This is a genomic window from Sphaerisporangium flaviroseum, assembly GCF_039537005.1.
GTDB classification, from domain to species: domain Bacteria; phylum Actinomycetota; class Actinomycetes; order Streptosporangiales; family Streptosporangiaceae; genus Sphaerisporangium; species Sphaerisporangium flaviroseum.
Genome location: NZ_BAAAZR010000023.1, coordinates 1 through 5,500 on the forward strand (window position 1 = coordinate 1; position 5,500 = coordinate 5,500).

At 68.5% G+C, this 5,500-nt stretch carries 6 protein-coding genes; 1 reads left to right on the plus strand and 5 read right to left on the minus strand.

The window, feature by feature from the left end:
* Positions 1 to 306 precede the first annotated feature (306 nt).
* From ABD810_RS27410 to ABD810_RS27420, 3 genes are all read right to left on the minus strand, one after another.
* Entirely contained in the window at positions 307 to 651 is a 345-nt protein-coding gene (locus ABD810_RS27410) for a hypothetical protein (protein ID WP_344946494.1), read from the minus strand.
* Positions 652 to 758: 107 nt separating this feature from the next.
* Complete coding sequence (locus tag ABD810_RS27415; protein WP_344946496.1) at positions 759 to 1,034, minus strand: hypothetical protein; 276 nt, start codon at positions 1,032 to 1,034, stop codon at positions 759 to 761.
* Positions 1,031 to 1,708 (minus strand): HNH endonuclease family protein, encoded by a 678-nt coding sequence (locus tag ABD810_RS27420; RefSeq protein WP_344946499.1) that lies wholly within the window; start codon positions 1,706 to 1,708, stop codon positions 1,031 to 1,033. The genes ABD810_RS27415 and ABD810_RS27420 overlap by 4 nt, the downstream gene beginning before the upstream one ends.
* A 222-nt stretch (positions 1,709 to 1,930) precedes the next feature.
* On the opposite strand from ABD810_RS27420, the gene ABD810_RS27425 reads away from it, so the two are divergent.
* Positions 1,931 to 3,658, plus strand: coding sequence for a pentapeptide repeat-containing protein (locus tag ABD810_RS27425; RefSeq protein WP_344946501.1), 1,728 nt, complete (start codon positions 1,931 to 1,933; stop codon positions 3,656 to 3,658).
* 86 nt (positions 3,659 to 3,744) lie between these two features.
* On the opposite strand, the gene speD is transcribed toward ABD810_RS27425, so the two are convergent.
* Both speD and ABD810_RS27435 read right to left on the minus strand, forming a co-directional pair.
* Positions 3,745 to 4,140: an adenosylmethionine decarboxylase gene (gene speD, locus ABD810_RS27430; protein ID WP_344946504.1), complete on the minus strand. Its 396-nt coding sequence runs from the start codon at positions 4,138 to 4,140 to the stop codon at positions 3,745 to 3,747.
* A gap of 223 nt (positions 4,141 to 4,363) precedes the next feature.
* Positions 4,364 to 5,500: efflux MFS transporter permease (locus ABD810_RS27435; protein WP_344946507.1), on the minus strand; the 1,137-nt coding region annotated here is incomplete at its 5' end.

Below are 5,500 nucleotides of genomic sequence, written 5' to 3' on the forward strand. Positions count from 1 at the left end.
TCGGCGAGGCGGGGGTGCTGCTCACCCTCACCCCGATCATCGGCGTCGCCGCCTCGGTCATGATCCTGGGCGAGAAGATGACGTCACGCCAAGGCCTCGCCGGCGTACTCCTTGTGGGCGCGGTGGCGCTGGTGTCGGTGCACCCGGCCAATCGACGGCGCGCGCCTCGCCCGCGCCCGCGAGCAGCAGGGCGAGGTACGGCTCCTCCCTTACCGACCGGTCAAGCAGCGTCGCGGCCTCATGGAACTCATCGGTTGCGTTGAACGGCTTCAACGCCGTGCAGGCTGCCGCCTGTTTCCCGCGCGGTCAGATGTCGCTGACCTTATACTCCTGCATCCGCTGCAGGTGTTCCTCCTCGGGGTCCTTGAGAAACCACCAGCCGACCGGCGGAACCTGGTGCAGCAACACCCGCTCGAAACTCGCGAGCCGGTCACCGGACCCGTCCAGATCGACCAGGTACGCGCTCAGCGGCACGAACCGCTTCACCCTTCGCACCACCTCACCAAGGACCGGGTCGTACTCCTCGACGACCAGCCGCGGCGCGTAGTACCGGGCGTACACGGCGGTGACGACCCAGTGGGCGAACGGGTGCCCGTACGGGTACACCCAACCGCCGGCCCCGAGGTCCTGCGGCCAGTTCCCGATCGTCACCCGTTGCGGCTCCACACCCCCAGTATCGAACACATGAGCGAACGACGCATACCCGGCTTCGGCAAGTTGACCCCTGAAATGCGTTGCTCAGATACCGGGCTCGTCCACTACGTCAGCTCGAGCCCGGTCAACCCCTCAGGCAGCCCTTGCGCCACGGCGCGAACCATCGCGGCGTGAACCCACTGCCCGTCATGGCCGATGACGGTGAACGGTCCCCCGGTGACCGTGTACCACTCCTCCGCGCCCGTGTACTGGACCTCGATGGTGGCCCGATCCCCTACCACCTCGGTGGCCACGGTGAGGTCCCCGGTGATGATGCCGACCTGGTCGGTCATCACGCCGCCGGGCCCGGCGGTGACGGTGGACTCGCGCCTGGTGCTCACGGGTGCTGCAGGTCGGGGCAGGTGTCGAGCATGTCCTTCAGGGCTGTCTTCTCCGGGGCGGTGACCGCGAGCCCGTAGCGGTGTTTGACGTCGGTCCACGCCCGCGCGTAGGTGCACCAGTAAGACCGCAGCGGAGGCTTCCACTGTGCAGGGTTCTGGTCACCCTTGGCCCGGTTGCTGGTGGCGGACACGGCGATGAGCTGCGGGTTGGTCAGGTCGTTGGCGAACTCGCGGCGCTTGGCCGCAGACCAGGCGTCCGCCCCCGACCGCCACGCATTCGCCAGGGGCACCAGGTGGTCGATGTCCACTGCGCCGGCCGAGGTGAGCGTCTTGCCGTCGTACTGCGAATGCCAGGTGCCGGTGACGGCCCGGCATTGCTCGTCCTGCGAGACGTCCTTCCCGTCTCGCTCCAGCACGACCTCACGGGTGCTGCACAACTCGCCCTGGTCGATCCAGTGCGGGAACCTCGCCCGCGAGTAGCCGGTCATGGCATGCGGCTGGTCGACGGCCATCTCGGCGAGCTCCACGCGCGCGACCGAAGCGGGCGACGGCTCGGGAAGCTCCACTTGCCCAGCGGGCGAGGCTGAGGCGGGCGAACCGGTCAGCGGGACGACCAAGACAGCGGACAGGGCGAGGGCGGCTTCGGCCAAGCGCCGCGGTGATGTGAAAGGCATGGATCACCGATATCGCGCCGCGATCACCGAGGGAGACTGCTTGACCATGCTTTCACCTGCGGTGTTCCCGCTGCCTGCGGTGTTGGAGCTTCAAGTACAGGCCGTCCTCGCTGCGGCTCAGCAGTCCTTAGGCGGTTGCCGTGCTGCCTGAACTCGTTGCTGGGCGTAACGATCTGTGCAGAGCACGTGACGGGAGTGCGGCATTGCCAGTGATATAGCGGTATGCGTCTGCCCGAACGGCTACGTCGCCGGCCCGCAGCCCCAGTCCCCGCCTTACGCGTCCCACGGGCCGCCTGGCTGTGGATCGCCCCCCTTGCGCTGCTGATCGGCGCCGTGGTCTATGCGGTCGCCCGGTGGTTGCTGACCGGGCTTCCCCCCAACCCGGCCGGCCCAGACGAAGTGGCAGCCCGCAACGAAGCCGTGCGGACCGCGCTCACCGCTGGCGCGGGAGTCGGAGCCGCCGTCACCGTGATGCTGGCCTTCCGCCGGCAACGTCACCAAGAACTCGCCGCCCACCTCACCACGGCCCTGGCCGACCGCAACGCCACCTTGGCCGAACGCACCGCCGAGGCCACTCAGCACGACGCCACCGAGCGCCGCGTCACTGAGCTGTACATCAAGGCGGTCGAACAACTCGGTAGCGACAAAGCCGCCGTCCGGCTCGGCGGCCTGTACGCATTGGAGCGCCTGGCCCAGGACAACCGCTCACAGCGGCAGACCATCGTCAACGTCATCTGCGCCTACCTGCGGATGCCCTACACCCTGCCTGCCCTGCCCGACCCTGACCAGGTGCGAAAGCAGGCGCTACGCGACGCCCGGCGCCGTTACTACGCCACACGAACCGCCCGCCATGCTCCCACACCCAGGCCCGCTGCTCCCAGTACGCCCGTACAAGACGCCGAGGGAGAACGCCAAGTCCGGCTCACCGCCCAGCGCATCCTGGCGGATCATCTGCGCGACGACCGCCCCATCGACCAGAGGCACGAACTGCCCCCACCAACACGGTTCTGGGACAACACCAGCGTCGACCTTACTGGCGCAACTCTCATCAACTTCGACTTTCGCAACTGTCACACCACCGAAGCCCAGTTCGAGCGGGTGGCCTTCTCGGGGGACGTCACGTTCAGCGGGGCGATCTTCTCGGGGGACGCCACGTTCGACGGGGCGTCCTTCTCGGGTGACGCCACGTTCGACGGGGCGATCTTCACCGGGGTCGCCTGGTTCGACGAGGCATCCTTCTCCGCGGTCGCCGGGTTCAACAGGACGTCCTTCTCGGGGGACGCCACGTTCAACGAGGCGACCTTCTCCGGGGTCGCCTGGTTCGACGAGGCATCCTTCTCCAGAGACACCTGGTTCGACGGGGCGATCTTCTCCGGGGTCACCACGTTTAACGAGGCGACCTTCTCCAGGGACGCCACGTTCACCGAGGCATCCTTCTCCAGGGACGCCACTTTCACCAAGGCATCCTTCTCCAGGGACGCCATGTTCAACGTGGCGTCCTTCTCCGGGGCCGGGTTCAACCTGGCGATCTTCTCCGGGGACGCCATGTTCACCAAGGCGTCCTTCTCCGGGGACGCCACGTTCAACGGCGCATCCTTCGGCGGGGCCGGGTTCAACGGGGCGAGCTTCTTCGGGGACGCCACTTTCACCGGGGCGGCCTTCGCCGGGGACGCCTGGTTCAACAAGGCATCCTTTGTGGAAAATGTCTGGTTCAGCGAAGCGACCTTCTCCCGGGACGCCGGGTTCACAAGGGCGAGCTTCTCCGGGGACGCCAGGTTCGACAGAGCGACCTTCGATACCGAAGTTGATGTGACCGACGCAACTGTTCGCGACCCTGCGAGACCACACATCTGGCCGCCGGACTGGCATGTGCAGATCCTGGCGGACGGAACCGGGCTCCTCACCCGCGTGACCGACCCTCAGCAGGCCGAGCCGGCTGAAGCCGGATGATCGTACTGCAGGCCGTTAGAGGTCTTCGTGGCCCTCAAGGTAGAGGCCCGTGGCAGGGCTCTGCCCGATCCGCTCGCGGTACGCGGTCAGGAAGGCGGGGTCCTCCGCAGGGTGTGCTCGGGCATGCCGCGGTCAATGGTCTGCCGGTGCACCTGGGAGGGCCGCATCGCCGCGACCAGCGACGCCAGTGCGCACTCGGGATCGGCGTTGTGGCCGCAGGTGAAGATGTCGACGAAACAGGAACCCGCTTCGGGGTAGGTGTGGATGGAGGCGTGGGACTCGCTCAGCAGCGCGAGCATGGTCACTCCCTGAGGGGTGAACCGGTGGGAGACCATGTGCAGGACGGTCGCTTTGGCCCCGGTCAGGGCGTGATGCAGCAGCCCGCGCAGCCGGGGCTCATCGTCCAGTAGCGAGGGGTTTACCCCGGTCAGCTCGGCGACGACGTGCCGGCCGGCGAACTGGCAGGTGTCGTTGTGGTTCACACCGGCCGCCTGGAGTCGGTGGCCACGATGCGCAGAGGGTCGAGTCTGTTGAACAGGGCGCTGGTGTAGGTGACTGCTATCGCGTGAGTCATGAGTGCTTCCGCAGGAGGGGGCAGGTGCGCGTGATGGCGGGCTGTTGGCGCAGCGTGACCTTGCCGGGCGTGTGCTTGCTGAGGAGTGAAGGCTTCGAGGCCGATCGGGCGGTGCAGCAGCAGTCGCTGCGCTAAGGGGCCATCGCGTCGAACCCCTGCCGCCCGGCCGCTGGGGAGGGAGGCGGGGGTGAATGGCACAGGCACCGCTGGTCGGCCAGCAGCGCATCGGTGGCCTCGACAAGGGAGGAGGCCGCGGCGTACAGCGCTACCAGCGCGGCACGCGGCAGCGGATCGGCTGCGATGCCGGTGGCCGGTCTCCCCATCGATGGCGTCATGGCGGTCGACCTGTGGGGGCCCGAGCCGGTCGGCATGAACAGAGTCAGCACGCCCGCGAGCAGCGCCGCGGCGATGCCCAGGGTGAGGACCATGAGGTAACCGCCGACGGGGCCGAACCGGGGGAAACGATGGTCCAGCAGCCCGGCAGCGGCGGCCACGCCGATCGCGCCGCCGAGCTGGCGGGCGGTCATCGCGGTGCCGACCGCGGCCGCGTACTGCTGCGGGGTGGCCGACAGGGTTCCCGCGATGGTCGCGCCGGTGCCCAGCCCGCCCAGCCCGAGTCCCAGCAGGCCGATGGCGCGCAGCCACACCTGCGGGAGCGCAGGGCCGGGGCGCAGCGCGGCGCCGATCAGCCAGATGCCCGCGATCGTGACCAGCACGGCGCCGGCATAGATCACCGGCCGGGGCCCGGGCCGCAGCCGGCTCAGGTGCCCGGCGATGGGGCTGGCTGCCAGGACTCCCGCCGAGAGCGGCACCATGGCCAGACCGACCAGTCGTGGCGGGTAGGACCACATCAGGTGCAGAAACCGTGGAGCGCTGACCAGCAGCGGGAAGATGATCAGTCCGTGCAGCACCGAGATGACCCCAGCGATCGCGAACATCGGTGAGCGCCACAGGCCGATCTCGATGACCGGGACCGGGTGCCGGGTGGACCGCCACACCGTGACTGCGATCAGCAGTAGTCCCCCGCCGCCCAGCGCGCCGGTCTCAGTGATGCTCCAGTTCCACATCGGGCTGGTCGTCACCGCCATCACCAGAGCTGCTATCCCGGTGAGCAGCAGCGCGGCCCCGGGCAGGTCCGGCAACAGGCCCCGGGTGCCGGCCGTTGAACGCGGCAGCAGGACGCACAGGATCAGCAGCAGCGCGCAGACAACCACGCTGGGCAGATACAACATCCGCCATCCCGCTGTGCCGCCGAGCCAGCCACCGGC

What these genes read in the sequence shown, in the direction of transcription:
- ABD810_RS27420 (WP_344946499.1), bottom strand. Translation starts at nt 1,708, where the DNA reads ATGCCTTTCACATCACCGCGGCGCTTGGCCGAAGCCGCCCTCGCCCTG.
- ABD810_RS27425 (WP_344946501.1), top strand. Translation starts at nt 1,931, where the DNA reads ATGCGTCTGCCCGAACGGCTACGTCGCCGGCCCGCAGCCCCAGTCCCC.